Source organism: Cellulomonas composti, from assembly GCF_007990245.1.
GTDB lineage: Bacteria > Actinomycetota > Actinomycetes > Actinomycetales > Cellulomonadaceae > Cellulomonas > Cellulomonas composti.
Map to the genome: position 1 here is coordinate 134518 of NZ_BJWG01000001.1, position 18109 is coordinate 152626.

Below are 18109 nucleotides of genomic sequence, written 5' to 3' on the forward strand. Positions count from 1 at the left end.
GATGAGCACGCCGGACGACCCGTCGCAGGGACAGCCGCAGGGACAGCCGCAGGAACCTGGCGCCACGCCGCCCCCGTACGGCACCCAGCCACCCGCCTACGGTGCCGAGCCGCCTGCCTACGGTGCCCAGCCGTCGGCCTACGGCAGCGCGCCCGCGTACGGGGCACCGCCCGCCTACGGCGCCGCACCCGTCTACGGGGGCAGCCAGTACGGCCTCCAGAACTACGCCAAGAACAGCCTGGGCGTGTGGTCGCTGGTGCTCGGCATCCTCAGCATCGTGATGTGCGGCCTGTTCACCGGCATCCCCGCGATCATCGTCGGCAACAACGCCAAGAAGGCGGTCGCGGCGGGCGAGGCCAACAACCTGGGCACCGCGCAGGGTGGTGTGATCACCGGCTGGATCGGGACCGCGCTCTCGCTGCTCGGCATCGTGCTGTGGGTCGTCCTCCTCGCCTTCGGGCTCGCGGCGGGCACGACCACCTCGCCCTGACCGCCCCGACCCGCATCAGCTCGGTCGCTGCCCGCCACGGATTCCACCGTGGCGGGCAGCGTTCGTTGCGCACGGCGACGAACGCTGCAGGCAGGGGCCGGTCCGTGCGGTGTCCCGAGGGGCGGGCTGTGGTCCGGGTCACCTCGGGGCGCCCGTACCATGGCCGGTGAGACGACTCCCCGGACTCCAGGCGCTTGCGCTCGGTGCGGACCGGGCCGATCGGTGGATGGGGTGAGGCTGCGATGACCGTGCTCGACGAGATCGTCGCTGGTGTCAGGCAGGACCTCGCGGTGCGGGAGGCGGCAACTCCGCTCGCAGCCGTCAAGGAGCTCGCGGCACGTCGGCCGTCGGCGATCGAGTGCGTCAACCGGCTGCGCGTCGAGGACGCGGTGACGGTGATCGCGGAGGTGAAGCGGTCGAGCCCGAGCAAGGGCGACCTCGCCCCGATCTCGGACCCGGCGGCGCTCGCCGCGGAGTACGAGAAGGGCGGCGCGGCCGTCATCTCGGTGCTCACGGAGCAGCGGCGCTTCAACGGGTCGCTCGCCGATCTGGACGCGGTGCGTGCGCGGGTGGACATCCCCGTGCTGCGCAAGGACTTCGTCGTCACGCCGTACCAGGTGTGGGAGGCCCGCGCGCACGGCGCGGACCTGTGCCTGCTGATCGTCGCGGCGCTCGAGCAGACGGTCCTCGAGTCGCTCGTCGACCGGGTGCACTCGCTCGGCATGACGGCCCTCGTCGAGGTGCACGACGCGCAGGAGGTGGCCCGCGCGGTCGGTGCGGGCGCCCGCGTCATCGGCGTGAACGCGCGCAACCTCAAGACGCTCGAGGTGGACCGCGGCACGTTCGCCAAGGTCGCGCCGTCGATCCCCGCCGGGATCGTCAAGATCGCGGAGTCGGGCGTGCGCGGACCGCACGACGTCATGGACTACGCGCGCGCCGGCGCGGACGCCGTGCTCGTCGGCGAGGCGCTGGTCACGGACGACGCGCCGCGCGAGTCGGTCGCCGACCTCGTCGCGGCCGGCGCCCATCCGTCGCTGCGGGCGGTGCGCCAGTGAGCGGACGACCCACCGTGCCCGGCCAGCAGGCCGCGGGCGGTTCCCTCGCCGCGCACGTCGGCCCCTACTGGGGCGACTTCGGCGGTCGCTTCGTGCCCGAGGCGCTCGTCGCGGCGCTCGACGAGCTCGACACGGCCTACCACAAGGCACTGACGGACCCGGGCTTCGGCGCCGAGCTCGCGCGGCTGCACCGGACGTACACGGGCCGCCCGAGCCCGCTGACCGAGGTGCCGCGGTTCGCGGCGCACGTCGGCGAGGGCGTGCGGGTGTTCCTCAAGCGCGAGGACCTCAACCACACCGGCTCGCACAAGATCAACAACGTGCTGGGACAGGCGCTGCTCGTGAAGCGGCTCGGCAAGAAGCGCGTGATCGCGGAGACGGGCGCGGGCCAGCACGGTGTCGCGACCGCGACGGCTGCGGCGCTGCTCGACCTCGAGTGCACGGTGTACATGGGCGAGGAGGACACCCGCCGCCAGGCCCTCAACGTCGCCCGGATGCGGCTGCTCGGTGCCGAGGTCATCCCGGTGACGATCGGCACGCGCACGCTCAAGGACGCGATCAACGAGGCGCTGCGCGACTGGGTCGCCAACGTCGAGACGACGCACTACCTGCTCGGGACGGTCACCGGACCGCACCCGTTCCCCGAGATGGTCCGTGACTTCCACAAGGTGATCGGCGAGGAGGCGCGCGCGCAGCTGTTCGCCGAGATCGGCCGGCTGCCCGACGCGGTCGCCGCGTGCGTGGGTGGCGGGTCGAACGCGATGGGCATCTTCAACGCGTTCCTCGACGAGCCGGACGTGCGGCTGTTCGGCTTCGAGGCCGGCGGACGCGGCAGCGGGCTCGGCGAGCACGCCGCGCGGTTCTCGGGCGGCGCGCCGGGCGTGCTGCACGGTGCGCGCAGCTACCTGCTGCAGGACGAGGACGGCCAGACCGTGCCGAGCCACTCGGTGTCGGCGGGACTGGACTACCCGAGCGTCGGCCCGGAGCACTCCTGGCTGCACGACCTCGGCCGCGCGACGTACCTGCCGGTCAGCGACGTCGAGGCGATGGACGCGTTCCGGCTGCTGTGCCGCACCGAGGGAATCATCCCCGCGATCGAGTCGGCGCACGCGCTGGCGGGCGCGATCCAGATCGGCCCGCAGGCGCGCGAGTGGTCCGACGAGCCGGTGATCCTCGTGAACCTGTCGGGTCGCGGGGACAAGGACGTCGCCACGGCCGCGGCCTGGTTCGGCCTGCTCGACGAGCCCGACGAGCACGAGCAGCACGACGAGGGAGCACCCGCATGAGCGTCACGGTCGCATCGCAGACCGGTGCGCTGCTCGACGACCTGCGCGCGCAGGGCCGCTCGGCGCTGATCGGGTACCTGCCGGTGGGCTACCCGACCGTGCCGGGTTCGATCGACGCGGTGCGCGCGATGGTCGACGCGGGGGTCGACGTCGTCGAGCTCGGCATGCCGTACACCGACCCGGTGATGGACGGCCCGATCATCCAGCGCGCGGCGGACGCGGCGCTGCGCGGCGGCACGCGCACACGCGACGTGCTCACGGCGGTGGAGCAGATCGCGGCCACGGGCACGCCGGTGCTGGTGATGACGTACTGGAACCTCGTGCTGCGCTACGGCGTGGACGCGTACGCGCGCGACCTCGCCGCGGCCGGCGGCGCGGGGATGATCACCCCGGACCTCGTGCCCGACGAGGGTGCGGACTGGATCGCGGCGTCGGACGCGCACGGGTTGGACCGCGTCTTCCTCGTCGCGCCGAGCTCGACCCCGGAGCGGCTGGCCTCCACGGCAGCGGCGTGCCGGGGCTTCGTCTACGCGGCGTCGACCATGGGCGTGACCGGTGAGCGGGCGACGGTCGGCGAACGCGCCGAGCAGCTCGTCGCGGACACCCGTGCGGCGGGCGCGGCGCGCGTGTGCGTCGGTGTCGGCGTCTCGACCGCCGAGCAGGCCGAGCGCGTCGCGGGCTACGCGGACGGCGTGATCGTCGGATCGGCGCTCGTGCGCACCCTCGTCGACGCACCCGACGAGCCGACGGGACGGGCCAGGCTCGCCGCGCTGACGGCCGACCTGGCCGCGGGTGTGCGCCGTGCGCCCCATCGGACGGGTTCGTGAGCGGGCCGGTGCACGCCGCGCTCGTCGCGGCGATCCCCAGCCCCCCGCAGAGCGTGTGGCACGTGGGTCCGTTGCCGCTGCGCGCGTACGCGCTCGCGATCCTCGTCGGGATCCTCGCGGCGGTCTGGATCGGGCGTCGGCGGTACGCGGAGCGCGGGGGAGACCCCGACACGGTCGTCGAGATCGCGTTCTGGGCGGTGCCCTTCGGCATCGTCGGCGGCCGGCTCTACCACCTGATCACGTCCCCGGACGCGTACTTCGGCGCGGGCGGGCACCCGTGGCGCGCGTTCGCGATCTGGGAGGGCGGCCTCGGCATCTGGGGCGCGGTCGCGCTCGGCGGGCTCGGCGCGTGGATCGGCGCCCGGCGCCAGGGGGTGCGCCTGGCACCGTTCGCGGACTCGGTCGCGCCCGGCCTGTTCGTCGCGCAGGCGCTGGGTCGGCTCGGCAACTGGTTCAACCAGGAGCTGTTCGGCGGTCCGACGACGCTGCCCTGGGGGCTGCGCGTCGACGACGACGTCGCGCAGGAGGCGGGCTACCCGCCGGGCACGCTGTTCCACCCGACGTTCCTGTACGAGATGCTCTGGAACCTCGGCGGTGCGGCGATCCTGGTGTGGGCGGACCGCCGGTTCAGGCTCGGCTACGGCCGCGTGTTCTGGCTGTACGTGATGATCTACACCAGTGGCCGGCTGTGGATCGAGATGGTGCGGATCGACCCCGCGCACGGCTTCCTGGGACTGCGGATCAACGTCTGGACGTCGATCCTGCTCTTCCTGGGCGCGCTGGTAGCGTTCGTCATAGTCGGGCGTCGGCATCCAGGACGCGAGACGACCCTCCTGCTGGAACCCCCCACGCAGCAGGAGGACGACCAGACGGACGAGGGCGCTCACGTGGCGCCCGAGGTCGAGGTCGACGAGAACGAAGAGCAGGACGAGGACGACGCGGCCGATCCGGCCCGCCCCTGAGGCGGACCCCGCGGTCGAAGCGTCCGTGATCCGGGGTGTGACCCGGGTCACTGCGGAGCCGATGCCGATCCCCGTGCGAACGGGCGGTATCGTCGCCGCACACCAGGGCCGACGACGTCCCGATCCCCCCGAGTACGTGAGGGTGCCCCTGCCCCAGGGGTGCCGTGAGGACGGTGAAGATGACGTCGTCATCCGGTCTGCCGGTTGCGCCGCCCGGCGTGGGTCTCTACGACCCCGCCGCCGAGCACGACGCGTGCGGTTTCGCGTTCGTCGCGACGCTGCGAGGCACGCCCGGCCGTGACATCGTCGACGCCGGCCTGACCGCGCTGCTCAACCTCGACCACCGCGGCGCCGTGGGCGCCGAGGAGGACTCCGGCGACGGCGCCGGCATCCTCACGCAGATCCCGGACGCGTTCCTGCGCGACGTCGTGGACGCCGAGCTCCCGCCCGCCGGGCACTACGCGATCGGCATGGCCTTCCTGCCGGTCGACGACGACGAGCGCGCAGCCGCGGTCGCGGCCGTCGAGGCGATCGCCGTCGAGGAGAAGCTCGAGGTCCTGGCGTGGCGTGAGGTGGCCGTCACGGCCGACCTCGTCGGGCCGACCGCGCGCGCGTCGATGCCGGTGTTCCGCCAGCTCGTCGTCGCGGACCCCTCGCGGGAGCTCGCGGGCATCGCGCTCGACCGTCGCGCCTACCGGCTGCGCAAGCGCGCGGAGCGCGAGCACGGCGTGTACTTCGCGTCGCTGTCGGCGCGCACCATCACGTACAAGGGCATGCTCACGACGGGGCAGCTCGAACCGTTCTTCGCGGACCTGTCCGACCCGCGCTACGCCAGCGAGATCGCGCTCGTGCACTCGCGCTTCTCGACGAACACCTTCCCGTCGTGGCCGCTCGCGCAGCCGTTCCGGATGGTGGCGCACAACGGCGAGATCAACACCGTTCGTGGCAACCGGAACTGGATGGCGGCCCGTGAGGGCATGCTCGAGTCGGACGAGCTCGGCGACCTCGGCCCGCTGCTGCCCGTCTGTACGCCTGGCGGCTCCGACTCCGGATCGTTCGACGAGGTGCTCGAGCTGCTCCACCTCTCGGGTCGGTCGCTGCCGCACGCGGTGATGATGATGATCCCGGAGCCCTGGGAGAACCACGCCCAGATGGACCCGGCGACGCGGGCGTTCTTCGAGTACCACTCCACGCTCATGGAGCCGTGGGACGGCCCGGCGGCGATGACGTTCACCGACGGCACGCTGATCGGAGCGGTGCAGGACCGCAACGGGCTGCGCCCCGGCCGGTACTGGGTCACCGAGCACGGGCTGGTCGTGTGCGCCTCGGAGTCGGGCGTCCTCGAGCTGGACCCGGCCTCGATCGTCGCGAAGGGTCGGCTCGAGCCCGGGCTGTTCTTCCTGGTCGACACGGGGCAGGGCCGGATCGTCGCGGACTCCGAGGTGATGGCCCAGCTCGCGGCGCAGCGTCCGTACGCGCAGTGGGTGCAGGAGAACTCGGTCTACCTCGAGCAGCTCCCGGAGCGCGAGCACGTGGCGCACTCGGCCGCGTCGGTGCGCCGGCGCCAGCGCGCGTTCGGGTACACCGAGGAGGAGCTGAAGATCCTGCTGACGCCGATGGCGTCGGCGGGCGCCGAGCCCCTGGGTGCGATGGGCTCCGACACGCCGGTCGCGGTCCTCTCGACGCGTCCCCGGATGCTCTTCGACTACTTCACGCAGATGTTCGCCCAGGTCACGAACCCGCCGCTCGACGCGATCCGCGAGGAGCTCGTGACGTCGATCGGCGGCGCGATCGGCCCGGAGCCGAACCTGCTCGTCGACGGCCCCGAGCACGCGCGCAAGCTCGTGCTGCCGTTCCCGGTGCTGGACAACGACCAGCTCGCGAAGATCGTGCACGTCGCCAAGGAGCCCCAGCACGGCTTCCGGTCGATCATCATCCGCGGCCTGTACAAGGCTTCCGGCGGCGGCGAGGCGCTCGAGGCGCGCCTCGAGGAGATCTTCGCCGAGGTCGACGCGGCCGTGGCGGACGGTGTGAGCTTCCTGGTGCTCTCGGACCGCAACTCCGACGCCGAGCTCGCGCCGATCCCCTCGTTGCTGCTGCTGTCGGCGGTGCACCATCACACCCTGCGCCGGCACACGCGTACGCAGATCTCGCTCGTCGTCGAGGCGGGCGACGTGCGCGAGGTGCACCACGTCGCGCTCCTGATCGGGTACGGCGCGGCCGCGGTGAACCCGTACCTCGCGATGGAGACGGTCGAGGACCTCGCCCGGCACGGCTACCTGGGCGACGTCGGCCCGGAGAAGGCCGTCAAGAACCTCATCAAGGCGCTCGGCAAGGGTGTCCTGAAGGTCATGTCCAAGATGGGCATCTCGACGATCGCGTCCTACCGGGGTGCGCAGGTCTTCGAAGCCATCGGCCTGTCCCAGCCGCTCGTCGACCGCTACTTCGCGGGCACGACGAGCAGGCTCGGCGGGATCGGGCTCGACGTCATCGCCGCCGAGGTCGCGGCGCGCCACGCGGACGCGTATCCGGCATCCGGCAACCGGTTGCCGCACCAGCGGCTCGCGGTCGGCGGCGAGTACCAGTGGCGTCGCGACGGCGAGGACCACCTGTTCGACCCGGAGACCGTGTTCCGCCTGCAGCACGCGACACGCACGCGGCAGATGGACGTGTTCCGGCAGTACACGCACCGCGTGGACGAGCAGAGCTCTCGTCTGATGACGCTGCGCGGCCTGCTCACGTTCCGCGAGGGCGAGCGCCCGCCGGTCCCGCTCGACGAGGTCGAGCCGGTCAGCGAGATCGTCAAGCGGTTCAGCACGGGCGCGATGTCCTACGGGTCGATCTCGGCCGAGGCGCACGAGACGCTCGCGATCGCGATGAACCGCCTCGGTGCCAAGTCCAACACGGGTGAGGGCGGGGAGGACCCCGAGCGCCTGCACGACCCCGCACGTCGCTCGGCGATCAAGCAGATCGCCTCGGGCCGTTTCGGCGTGACCAGCGAGTACCTGACGAACGCGGACGACATCCAGATCAAGCTCGCCCAGGGTGCCAAGCCCGGCGAGGGCGGTCAGCTGCCGGGGCACAAGGTGTACCCGTGGGTCGCCAAGACCCGGCACTCGACTCCGGGCGTGGGCCTCATCTCGCCGCCGCCGCACCACGACATCTACTCGATCGAGGACCTCGCGCAGCTGATCCACGACGCGAAGAACGCGAACCCGCGCGCCCGGATCCACACCAAGCTGGTCTCCGAGTTCGGCGTCGGGACGATCGCGGCGGGCGTCGCCAAGGCGCACTCGGACGTCGTGCTCATCTCCGGTCACGACGGCGGCACGGGTGCGAGCCCGCTGACGAGCCTCAAGCACGCCGGCACGCCGTGGGAGATCGGCCTGGCCGAGACGCAGCAGACGCTCGTGCTCAACGACCTGCGCGACCGCGTCGTCGTGCAGGTCGACGGCCAGCTCAAGACCGGCCGTGACGTCGTCATCGGCGCGCTGCTCGGTGCCGAGGAGTTCGGCTTCGCGACGGCGCCGCTCGTCGTGTCCGGCTGCATCATGATGCGGGTCTGCCACCTCGACACCTGCCCCGTCGGCGTCGCGACCCAGAACCCGGAGCTGCGCGCGCGGTTCTCCGGCAAGCCGGAGTTCGTCGAGGCGTTCTTCGAGTTCATCGCGACCGAGGTGCGCGAGTACCTCGCCAAGCTCGGCTTCCGCTCGCTCGTCGAGGCCGTCGGTCACGTCGAGCTGCTCGACACCCGCGCCGCCATCGACCACTGGAAGGCCGAGGGCCTGGACCTGGCCCCCGTGCTCGCCGTCCCCTCGCCGCTGCCGGGTTCCGCCCTGCACCACACCAAGCTGCAGGACCACGGCCTGGACCGTGCGCTCGACAACCGGCTCATCGAGCTGGCGGCCGACGCTCTGGAGCGCGCCGAACCCGTGCGCATCGACCTGCCGGTGCGGAACGTGAACCGGACCGTCGGCACGATGCTGGGTCACGAGGTCACCCGCCGCTACAGCGGCCAGGGCCTGCCCGACGACACGATCGACGTGACGCTCACCGGCTCGGCCGGTCAGTCCTTCGGCGCGTTCCTGCCGCGCGGCGTGACCCTGCGGCTGTTCGGCGACGCCAACGACTACGTCGCCAAGGGTCTGTCGGGCGGCCGGGTGGTGGTGCGCCCCGACCGCAACGCGGTGCTCTCCTCGGAGCGCAACGTCATCGCGGGCAACGTCATCGGCTACGGCGCGACCTCGGGCGAGGCGTTCCTGCGCGGGCTCGTCGGGGAGCGGTTCGGCGTGCGCAACTCGGGTGCGACGCTCGTCGTCGAGGGCGTGGGCGACCACGGCTGCGAGTACATGACGGGCGGCACCGTGCTGGTGCTCGGCCGCACGGGTCGCAACTTCGGCGCGGGCATGTCGGGCGGGACGGCGTACGTGCTGGACCTCAACCCGGCGCTGGTCAACCTCGACGCGGTCCGCACGGGAGAGCTCTCGCTCGACCCGCTGGACGACGAGGACGCCGTGCTCGTCGAGCGCCTCCTGCGCCGCCACCAGGACGAGACCGGCTCGCCGGTGGCCGCCGAGCTGCTCGCAGGGGACTGGCGCGCACGATTCACGCGGCTCCTGCCGACCGAGTACGCGCGGGTGCGCCGTGCGCTGGCGAAGGCCGAGGCGGACGGTCTGGACCCCGCCGCGCCCGGCGTGTGGGACCAGATCCTGGAGGTGGCCCGTGGCTGACCACCGCGGCTTCTTGAAGGTGCGGGACCGTGAGCTCCCGCCGAACCGGCCCGTCGAGGTTCGACTGCGTGACTGGAAGGACGTGCACGCGCACCTCGAGGCGGGTCAGCCGTTCCTCAAGGAGCAGGCCGGCCGCTGCATGGACTGCGGCGTGCCCTTCTGCCACAACGGCTGCCCCCTGGGCAACCTGATCCCCGAGTGGAACGACCTCGTGTGGCGCGGGCAGTGGGCGGACGCGAGCGAGCGCCTGCACGCGACGAACAACTTCCCGGAGTTCACCGGCCGGATCTGCCCGGCGCCGTGCGAGTCCTCCTGCGTGCTGGGCATCAACCAGCCGCCCGTGACGATCAAGAACGTCGAGGTCTCGATCATCGACGAGGCGTTCGACCGTGGCCTGATCGTGCCGCAGGTGCCGCAGCGGCTCACGGGCCACACGGTCGCCGTCGTCGGCTCCGGCCCGGCCGGTCTGGCCGCGGCCCAGCAGCTCACGCGCGCGGGTCACACCGTCGCGGTCTACGAGCGGGACGACGCGATCGGCGGCCTGCTGCGTTACGGCGTGCCGGACTTCAAGCTCGAGAAGCGGCACATCGACCGTCGGCTGATCCAGATGGAGGCCGAGGGCACCCGCTTCCGCCCGGGCGTCGAGATCGGGCGCGACATCACGTGGGCCCAGCTCGAGGCGCGCTACGACGCGATCGTCGTCGCGACCGGGGCGACCGTGCCGCGCGAGCTGCGCGTACCGGGGACGGCGCTGGACGGCGTGCACTTCGCGATGGACTACCTGCACCCGGCGAACGCCGAGGCGGCCGGCAAGGACCCGAGCGCCCTGGGCCTGACGCCCATCTCGGCGCAGGGCAAGCACGTCGTGATCATCGGCGGTGGCGACACCGGCTCTGACTGCCTCGGCACGGCACTGCGCCAGGGGGCGGCGTCGGTGACGACGCTCGCGATCGGCCGCATGCCCCCGACGGAGCGGCCGGCCGGCCAGCCCTGGCCCACCGACCCGATCGTGTTCGAGGTCTCGTCGTCGCACGAGGAGGGCGGGCAGCGCGAGTACCTCGCCTCGACGGTCGCCTTCCTGCCCGACGAGGATGGTGAGCGCGTCGCGTGGCTCCGGCTGGCGACCACGGAGTACCTGCCCGACGGGCGTCGTGTGCCGACCGAGGGCACGGAGCGCGACATCCCGGCCGACCTGGTGCTCGTCGCGATGGGCTTCACCGGTCCCGAGACCGAGCAGCTGACCGGTCAGATCGGTGTCGAGCTGACCTCCCGCGGCCTCGTCGCGCGCGGGGACGACTTCGCGACCAGTGTCCCCGGCGTGTTCGTCGCCGGCGACGCCGGTCGTGGCCAGTCACTGGTCGTGTGGGCGATCGCGGAGGGCCGTGCCGCGGCCGCCGGCGTCGACGCGTACCTGTCCGGCTCCTCCGAGCTGCCCAGCCCGGTGACCGCCACCACGGTGGCGATGCGCCCCTGACGACCCCCGCACTACCGGCGGGCCGGACAGGTCCGACGGGACGTTCGGACCGACCACCCACACCCGAAAGGCATAGGCTCGCCTTCATGCGTAGAGCAAAGATCGTCTGCACCCTCGGCCCTGCGACGGAGACCCTGGACATGATCCAGGCACTCGTCGACGCAGGAATGGACGTCGCCCGGATCAACCGCAGCCACGGCGACCCCGCGGAGCACGCGAAGGTGATCGCCAACGTCCGTGCCGCCGCCCAGTCGTCCGGCCGTTCGGTGGCCGTCCTCGTCGACCTGCAGGGCCCCAAGATCCGCCTCGGCCGCTTCGTCGAGGGCCACCACGAACTCGCGGTCGGTGACACGTTCACCATCACGACCGACGACGTCGAGGGCACCAAGGAGCGTGTGTCGACCACGTTCAAGGGCCTCACGGGCGACGTGAGCCCCGGCGACCCGATCCTCATCGACGACGGCAAGGTGCTCGTGCGCGTCGTCGAGGTGCAGGGCACCGACGTCATCACGCGCGTCGAGGTTCCCGGCACCGTCTCGAACAACAAGGGCCTCAACCTGCCCGGCGTCGCCGTCTCCGTGCCCGCGCTCAGCGACAAGGACGAGACCGACCTGCGCTGGGGCCTGGCCCAGGGGTGCGACTTCATCGCGCTGTCGTTCGTGCGCTCGGCGCAGGACTACGACCGCGTGCGCCAGATCATGGAGGAGGAGGGCCGGGTCGTCCCGGTCATCGCCAAGATCGAGAAGCCGCAGGCCGTCGAGAACCTGGCCGAGATCATCGCGGCGTTCGACGGCATCATGGTCGCCCGTGGTGACCTGGGCGTCGAGCTGCCGCTCGAGCAGGTGCCGCTCGTGCAGAAGCGCGCGGTCGAGCTCGCCCGCCGCAACGCGAAGCCGGTCATCGTCGCGACGCAGGTGCTCGAGTCCATGACGACGAACCCGCGCCCGACGCGCGCCGAGGCGTCCGACTGCGCCAACGCGGTGCTCGACGGTGCGGATGCCGTCATGCTCTCGGGTGAGACGAGCGTCGGCGACTACCCGGTCGAGACCGTGCGCACCATGGCGCGGATCATCGAGTCGACCGAGGAGCTGGGCCGCGAGCGCATCGCACCCCTCGGCTCGACCCCCTACACGCGTGGTGGCGTCATCACGCGGGCGGCGGCCGAGATCGGCGAGACGATCGGCGTGAAGTACCTCGTGACGTTCACGCAGTCGGGGGACTCCGCGCGCCGGATGTCCCGCCTGCGCTCGTCGATCCCGCTGCTCGCGTTCACGCCGATCACCTCGGTGCGCAACGTGCTGGCGCTGTCGTGGGGCGTGCAGACGTACGAGGTGCCGCAGGTTGCGAGCACCGACGAGATGGTGCGCCAGGTCGACCAGACGCTGCGCGCCAACGGCCTCGCCGAGGTGGGGGAGTACGTCGTGGTCGTCTCCGGCGCCCCGGTGGGTGTGGTCGGCTCGACCAACTCGGTCGTGGTGCACAAGATCGGTGACGAGTCGGACCGCAAGGCCTGACCTGGTCCCAGGATCCACAGAGGGGCTCGACGCCACGTGCGTCGGGCCCCTCTGCCGTGTCCGGGCGTCGGGGCGGGGAGAGCAGGCTCAGCGCGCGTCGTGCAGGGCGGCGAGCAGGATGCGGTTGAACGCGGCGGGGGCGTGCGAGTTCACGTCGTGGCCCGCACCCGGCACCACGGTCAGCCGCGCACCGGGCAGCGCTCGCACGTAGCGGCGCTCGTCGACGCGCAGCGGGTCGCGCGCCCCGTTGACGAGCCACACCGGCACCGTGAGCCGGCGCAGGTCCGACAGCGGCGAGTAGCCGTGCAGGGCGTGCAGCATGTCGCTCACGACGTGCCAGGTGCCGTCGCCCGTGCGCAGCGCGCGCGTCAGCCAGGTCGACAGGCGCCCGTACTGCCGCAGCGGCTTGCCCCGCGTCGTCGTCGAGCACCCCGCGAGCACCACCCCTGCCAGACGGTCCTGGTGGCGTCCCGCGTACGCGAGGCTGGCGTACCCCCCGAGCGAGAGCCCGACGAGCAGAGGCGGCGTCGGGCAGCCCGCGACCGCGTCGTCGATCGCGGCGATCGCACCCTCGAGCGTGAACCGCTCGCCCGAGCGCGAACCGTGTCCCGGAAGGTCGATCGCGACGCTGCGGTGGCCGCCGGCCTCGGCCGCCTCGACCTGCTCGCGCCAGATCTGCGACGACGTGCGCGTGCCGTGCACGAACACGACCGGCCGCCCGAGCTCGACCGCTCCGGCCACGACGTCAGCCACGGCGTCAGCCACAGCGTCGGCGACGGTCACGGTGTCGGTTGCGGGGTCGGTGGTGGGGGCGGGCACGGGTGCGATGCTACGCACCGCACCCGTGGGTTCGGGCGGAGGATCTGGGGCGAAATCGTGCGCATCGCTCAAGCCGGTGCCGCTGCGGTGCCGATGAGCGATCAGGGCCACTCGGGCCGTGCCAGGACACTCAGGAGGCGATGTGAAGCAGCTCGGTGAGATCCTGCTCGAGGAAGGTCTCGTCACCGAGGCGCAGCTGCTCGCGGCGCTCGACGAGACCATGACCGAGGGCGGCTCGCTCGGACGCACGCTCGTCGAGCTCGGCATCCTCTCGGAGAACCAGCTCGTGCAGGCGCTCGCCGCACAGGTCGGGATGCAGTACATCGACCTCGACGAGTTCCAGGTTGACCGTGCCGCGCTCGCGATGGTGCCCGCCGCGCTGTGCCGCCGGTACACGGTCCTGCCGGTCGCGATCCAGAACGGCGCCATCCTGCTCGCGACGGCCGACCCCGGGAACGTGATGGCGGTCGACGACGTGCGCACCGTCTCGGGGATGGCCGTGATCCCGGTCATCGCGACGTACGACAACGTGCTGCGTGCGATCGACCGGTTCGTTCGCGCGGACGGCGAGATGGAGAACCTCACCTCGGCGTTCGAGGACGCGCTGCCGGAGCCCGAGGCCGACCTGTCGAAGATGGGCGACATCGCCGACGACGACGCGCCGATCGTCCGGTTCGTCAACCTGCTGGTCACGCAGGCGATCACGGACCGAGCCTCCGACATCCACATCGAGCCGACCGAGCACGACCTGCGCGTCCGGTACCGGATCGACGGCGTGCTGCACGAGACGCAGCGCTCGCCCAAGAACATCTCGAGCGGCGTCATCAGCCGCGTGAAGATCATGAGCGACATCGACATCGCCGAGCGGCGCAAGCCGCAGGACGGCCGTATGTCGGTCATGCACAACGGCCGCAAGATCGACCTGCGCGTGGCGACGCTGCCCACGGTGTGGGGCGAGAAGATCGTCATGCGAATCCTCGACAACTCGACCGCGAGCCTCGACCTGCGCGACCTGAGCTTCCTCGAGCACAACTACCAGACGTACCAGCAGTCGTACACGAAGCCCTACGGCATGATCCTGGTCACCGGCCCGACCGGTTCGGGCAAGTCGACCACGCTGTACGCGACGCTCAACGCGGTCTCGAAGCCGGAGATCAACGTCATCACGGTCGAGGACCCGGTCGAGTACCGGCTCGCGGGCATCAACCAGGTGCAGGTCAACCCGAAGGCGGGCCTCACGTTCGCCAGTGCGCTGCGCTCGATCCTGCGCTCGGACCCCGACGTCGTCCTCCTCGGTGAGATCCGTGACCACGAGACCGCGCAGATCGCGATCGAGGCGGCCCTGACCGGTCACCTCGTGCTCTCGACGCTGCACACCAACGACGCGCCCTCGGCGGTCACGCGACTCACCGAGATGGGCATCGAGCCGTTCCTGGTCGGGTCCGCGCTCGACTGCGTGGTCGCCCAGCGACTCGCGCGCAAGCTGTGCGAGAAGTGCAAGGAGCCGTACCAGCCGTCGGAGGCCGAGATGGTCGCGGCCCGGTTCCCGTGGGTGCCGGGGGAGCGGGTGCCCGAGCTGTACCGCCCGGTCGGCTGCGTGACCTGCTCCAAGACCGGCTACCGCGGGCGCATCGCGCTCCACGAGGTCATGCGCGTGACCGAGGAGATCGAGCGCCATGCGGTCGCGCACTCGTCCTCGGCGGAGATCATGGCGACCGCGTTGCAGCAGGGCATGACCGGCCTGCGCGACGACGGCTGGTACAAGGTCGTCGCCGGAACGACGTCGATCGAGGAGATCCTGCGCGTCGTCGCGTGACGACTCGCTCAAGTCGCCCGTATGGACCGCCGATGAACCGTCGAGAGCACCGAGCGACGGCATCGGCATGGGCCGCCCGTCTCCCGAGGAGGAGAGTGACGTGACCGAACCCAGCCGTCCGGTGTCGGGTGAGCCGACCCGTCCGTTGCCGCCGTACCGCCCCGCCGGTCCGCAGCCTGCAGCAGCGCCCGGTGCGCCGGGTGGGCCGGTGATGTTCTCGCCGATCCCGTCGCAGAGCACCGCGCCCGCAGCGCCCGCAGCGCCCGCACCGTACCCGCCGCAGCCGTCGCAGGCCCCGGGTGCGCCGATGGCGACCTCCCAGGCCGGGCAGCCGCTGGCGCCGCAGGCCCGCGCTCCGCAGCCCATCGTGCAGCCCACCGCGCAGCCCACCATGCAGCCCACGGCGACGTCGGGGTACGTGCCCGCGGGGGCAGCGCCCGGCTCGGCGTCGGTCGCCGCCGTGCGCGAGGCGTACCGCTCCCCGATCGAGCAGACCGCGGTGCTGCCGTCGGCACCCAAGTTCGGTGGCCAGGTGACGTTCACGCCCGCCGTGGTGCCGCCGCCGGCCGAGGTGCAGGACAAGCCCGTCGAACCGACGTTCCAGCGCCCGGCGGTCGCCCAGCGCGACCGCACCTCGCGGCTCGGGGTGTCCAGCGAGCAGCGCGACGACGACCTGCCGATCGACGAGGTGCTCGCGGAGATGGTCCGTCTGGGCGCGTCCGACGTCCACCTGACCACCGGCGCGCCGCCGATGGTCCGTGTCTCGGGCAACCTGCAGCAGCTCGACGGTTTCGGGACGATGTCCCCGGAGCCCTTGCGCCGCGTGCTGTACGGGATCCTCACCCAGAAGCAGCGCGAGACGTTCGAGTCGAACCTCGAGCTCGACCTGTCCTACGCGGTGCGCGGGCTGGCCCGCTTCCGCGTGAACATCTACCAGCAGCGCGAGTCTATCGGCGCCGCCTTCCGTGTGATCCCCTACGAGATCAAGCCGCTCGAGCAGCTGGGGGTGCCGGCCGTCGTCGGCACCTTCGCCGGCCTGCCGCGTGGTCTGGTGCTCGTGACGGGACCGACCGGTTCGGGCAAGTCGACGACGCTCGCCTCGATCGTCGACCTCGCGAACCGCACGCGCGAGGACCACATCATGACGGTCGAGGACCCGATCGAGTTCCTCCACCGGCACAAGAAGTGCCTGGTGAACCAGCGCGAGGTCGGCGCGGACACGCTCTCGTTCGCGAACGCCCTCAAGCACGTGCTGCGCCAGGACCCCGACATCATCCTCGTCGGCGAGATGCGTGACCTCGAGACGATCTCGGTCGCGCTGACCGCCGCCGAGACCGGCCACCTCGTGTTCGCGACGCTGCACACGTCCGACGCGGCGCAGACGATCGACCGCGTGATCGACGTGTTCCCCGCGCACCAGCAGGACCAGGTGCGCACGCAGCTGGCCGGTGCGCTGCAGGGCGTCGTCTGCCAGACGCTGTGCAAGCGGGCCGACACACCCGGACGTGCCGTGGCCACCGAGGTGCTCGTGGCGACGCCTGCGATCCGCAACCTCATCCGTGAGGGCAAGACGCACCAGATCTACTCGTCCATGCAGGCCGGCGCGAAGCAGGGCATGCACACCATGGACCAGCACCTCGCCGAGCTGGTGAAGACCGGCAAGATCACCTACGAGGTCGGCCTGGAGAAGTGCCACCACGTCGAGGACTTCAACCGCCTCACGGGCCGCTTCTCGGGTCAGACCCAGGGGTCCGCGGGCCTCGGCGGTGGTGACCTCGTCGGCGGCGGCGAGACCAACGCGTTCGGGAAGTCGCTGTGATGGCCGGGCAGAGCAAGACCTACGAGTACGCGGTCCGTGACCGCGCGGGCAAGCTCGTCAAGGGTCGCGTCGACGCGCCCAACCAGGCAGCGGTGGCCAACCGGCTGCGCGAGATGGGCATGGCCGCGGTCTCGATCTCCGAGGTCAACACCGGCGGCCTCAACGCCGAGCTTCACATCCCGGGCATCACCGACAAGATCTCGCTCAAGGACATCGCGGTGATGTCCCGCCAGCTCGCGACGATGATCGACGCGGGCCTGTCGCTGCTGCGTGCGCTGACGATCCTCACCGAGCAGACCGAGAACAAGGCGCTGCAGAAGATCCTCAACCAGGTCCGCACGGACGTCGAGGTCGGTACCTCGTTCTCGGTCGCGCTGGCCAAGCACCCGTCGGTCTTCCCGCCGCTCATGATCAACATGGTCAAGGCGGGCGAGGTGGGTGGCTTCCTCGACCAGACGCTCGTCTCGGTGGCGAACAACTTCGAGGCCGAGGTCAAGCTGCGCGGCAAGATCAAGTCCGCGATGACCTACCCCGTGGTGATCTTCATCGTCGCGATCTTGGCGACGATCGGCATGCTCATCTTCATCGTCCCGGTGTTCGCGGGCATGTTCACCGAGCTGGGCGGCGAGCTGCCGACCCCGACCAAGATCCTCATGGCGATGTCCAACTTCATCAAGGTTGCCATCGTGCCGATCATCATCGGCCTGGTGATCTTCGCGGTGTGGTGGGGCAAGCACAAGAACGACCGCGCCGTCCGGGAGAAGCTGGACCCGTGGAAGCTGCGGGTGCCGGTGTTCGGCAAGCTGTTCCAGAAGATCGCGGTGTCCCGGTTCACGCGCAACTTCGGCACGATGATCCACGCGGGCGTGCCGCTGCTGCAGGCGCTCGACATCGTCGGTGAGACCAGCGGCAACCTGGTGATCGAACGCGCGGCGCGGTCGGTGCAGGAGTCGGTGCGTCGCGGCGAGTCCCTGGCCGGCCCGCTGTCCAACCACTCGGTGTTCCCGCCGATGGTGGTGCAGATGATGGCCGTCGGTGAGGACACCGGCGCGCTCGACACCATGCTGGGCAAGGTCGCGGACTTCTACGACGAAGAGGTCGAGGCCACCACCGAGCAGCTCACGAGCCTCATCGAGCCGCTCATGATCGTCGTCATCGGCTCGATCATCGGGTCCATGGTCATCGCCATGTACCTGCCCATCTTCAAGATCTTCGACCTGATCAAATAGGACATTCACGGCGGCCGATAGGCCGAGAGAGTGAATCCACAAGTCGGCCCCCGGAACGCTCAAGGAGAGCGGCCCGGGGGCCGATTCC

The 18109-nt window shown here is 71.3% G+C and carries 12 protein-coding genes; 11 read left to right on the forward strand and 1 reads right to left on the reverse strand.

Annotated elements, in window-relative coordinates:
- The first annotated feature begins 1 nt into the window (after position 1).
- The 8 genes from CCO02nite_RS00615 to pyk all read left to right on the forward strand — a co-directional run bounded on the left by CCO02nite_RS00615 (position 2) and on the right by pyk (position 12338).
- On the forward strand, positions 2-490 hold the full coding sequence (locus CCO02nite_RS00615; protein ID WP_146841036.1) for a DUF4190 domain-containing protein: 489 nt from the start codon (positions 2-4) through the stop codon (positions 488-490).
- A 242-nt stretch (positions 491-732) separates the two neighbouring features.
- The gene (gene trpC / locus CCO02nite_RS00620) at positions 733-1545 is read left to right on the forward strand and encodes an indole-3-glycerol phosphate synthase TrpC (protein ID WP_146841037.1); all 813 of its coding nucleotides are present in this window, start codon (positions 733-735) and stop codon (positions 1543-1545) included.
- Positions 1542-2831 (forward strand): tryptophan synthase subunit beta, encoded by a 1290-nt coding sequence (gene trpB, locus CCO02nite_RS00625; protein ID WP_371862453.1) that lies wholly within the window; start codon positions 1542-1544, stop codon positions 2829-2831. The genes trpC and trpB overlap by 4 nt, the downstream gene beginning before the upstream one ends.
- Positions 2828-3658 carry a tryptophan synthase subunit alpha gene (gene trpA, locus CCO02nite_RS00630; protein WP_146841038.1) on the forward strand — a complete coding sequence of 277 codons (831 nt, stop codon included), beginning with the start codon at positions 2828-2830 and terminating at the stop codon, positions 3656-3658. Before trpB ends, trpA begins: the two co-directional genes overlap by 4 nt.
- Complete coding sequence (gene lgt, locus CCO02nite_RS00635; RefSeq protein ID WP_222593104.1) at positions 3655-4620, forward strand: prolipoprotein diacylglyceryl transferase; 966 nt, start codon at positions 3655-3657, stop codon at positions 4618-4620. The genes trpA and lgt overlap by 4 nt, the downstream gene beginning before the upstream one ends.
- A gap of 179 nt (positions 4621-4799) precedes the next feature.
- The gene (gene gltB, locus CCO02nite_RS00640; protein ID WP_146841039.1) at positions 4800-9350 is read left to right on the forward strand and encodes a glutamate synthase large subunit; all 4551 of its coding nucleotides are present in this window, start codon (positions 4800-4802) and stop codon (positions 9348-9350) included.
- On the forward strand, positions 9343-10824 hold the full coding sequence (locus tag CCO02nite_RS00645) for a glutamate synthase subunit beta (RefSeq protein ID WP_146841040.1): 1482 nt from the start codon (positions 9343-9345) through the stop codon (positions 10822-10824). Before gltB ends, CCO02nite_RS00645 begins: the two co-directional genes overlap by 8 nt.
- 86 nt (positions 10825-10910) lie before the next feature.
- Entirely contained in the window at positions 10911-12338 is a 1428-nt protein-coding gene (gene pyk / locus CCO02nite_RS00650; protein WP_146841041.1) for a pyruvate kinase, read from the forward strand.
- A gap of 87 nt (positions 12339-12425) precedes the next feature.
- Here pyk and CCO02nite_RS00655 read toward each other — a convergent pair whose 3' ends face one another.
- Positions 12426-13157 carry an alpha/beta fold hydrolase gene (locus tag CCO02nite_RS00655; RefSeq protein WP_246117235.1) on the reverse strand — a complete coding sequence of 244 codons (732 nt, stop codon included), beginning with the start codon at positions 13155-13157 and terminating at the stop codon, positions 12426-12428.
- Positions 13158-13299: 142 nt separating this feature from the next.
- Between CCO02nite_RS00655 and CCO02nite_RS00660 the strand changes: the two genes are divergently transcribed.
- The 3 genes from CCO02nite_RS00660 to CCO02nite_RS00670 all read left to right on the forward strand — a co-directional run bounded on the left by CCO02nite_RS00660 (position 13300) and on the right by CCO02nite_RS00670 (position 18021).
- The gene (locus CCO02nite_RS00660; RefSeq protein ID WP_146841042.1) at positions 13300-14973 is read left to right on the forward strand and encodes a GspE/PulE family protein; all 1674 of its coding nucleotides are present in this window, start codon (positions 13300-13302) and stop codon (positions 14971-14973) included.
- 100 nt (positions 14974-15073) lie between these two features.
- Entirely contained in the window at positions 15074-16792 is a 1719-nt protein-coding gene (locus CCO02nite_RS00665; RefSeq protein WP_246117236.1) for a type IV pilus twitching motility protein PilT, read from the forward strand.
- Positions 16792-18021, forward strand: coding sequence for a type II secretion system F family protein (locus CCO02nite_RS00670; RefSeq protein WP_146841043.1), 1230 nt, complete (start codon positions 16792-16794; stop codon positions 18019-18021). Before CCO02nite_RS00665 ends, CCO02nite_RS00670 begins: the two co-directional genes overlap by 1 nt.
- Positions 18022-18109: the final 88 nt, after the last annotated feature.